This window comes from Arthrobacter silvisoli (assembly GCF_003369445.1).
Taxonomy (GTDB): Bacteria; Actinomycetota; Actinomycetes; order Actinomycetales; family Micrococcaceae; genus Arthrobacter; species Arthrobacter silvisoli.
This window is the reverse complement of record NZ_QRCU01000046.1, coordinates 1-781: the sequence shown is the minus strand read 5'-3', so window position 1 is coordinate 781 and position 781 is coordinate 1. Positions and strand designations below refer to the sequence as shown.

Here is a 781-nt window from a genome sequence, read left to right as displayed (position 1 = left end):
AGGTTCCAGCGGTGCACCCCGGGGCGGGCGGTGATGTGGTCCAGGGCCGCGACGTGCCCCTCGGCGAGGTCCACGACGTGGATGTAGTCCCGCAGGGCCGTCCCGTCGGGGGTGTCGTAGTCCCCGCCGAAGACCATGAGCTTCTCGCGCCGGCCCACGGCGACCTGGGCGATGAAGGGGACCAGGTTGTTCGGGATGCCCTGGGGGTCCTCGCCGATCCGGCCCGAGGGGTGCGCGCCGACGGGGTTGAAGTAGCGCAGCAGTGCCACATGCCAGCGGGGGTCCGCGGCGCCGAGGTCGGTGAGGATGTCCTCGATCTGTTCCTTGGTGCGCCCGTAGGGGTTGTTCGCCCCGATGTCCATTTTCTCGATGTACGGGACCGGGTTGTGTTCGCCGTACACGGTCGCGGAGGAGGAGAACACGATCGAGCGCACGTTGTGGCGGTCCATGGCGCGCAGCAGGTTCAGGGTGCCCACGATGTTGTTGTAGTAGTAGGCCAGGGGTTCCTGCACGGATTCGCCCACCGCCTTGAGCCCGGCGAAATGGATGACCGCGTCCACCGCGTGCGCGGCGAACACGGCCTCCAGGGCCGGTTCGTCCAGCAGGTCCACCCGGTGGAACACCGCGGCACGTCCGGCCAGCTCGGCGACCCGGCGCAGCGACTCCTCGCTGGAATTGGCCAGGTTGTCCACCACGATGACCTCATGGCCGGACTCCAGCAGGGACAGGACCGTATGCGAACCGATATAGCCCGTGCCACCGGTAACAAGAATTCTCATGG

At 67.5% G+C, this 781-nt stretch carries 1 protein-coding gene; it reads right to left on the bottom strand.

Annotated elements, in window-relative coordinates:
- Positions 1-779: UDP-glucose 4-epimerase GalE (galE, locus tag DWV11_RS13255; protein ID WP_115789398.1), on the bottom strand; the 779-nt coding region annotated here is incomplete at its 3' end.
- Positions 780-781 lie beyond the last annotated feature (2 nt).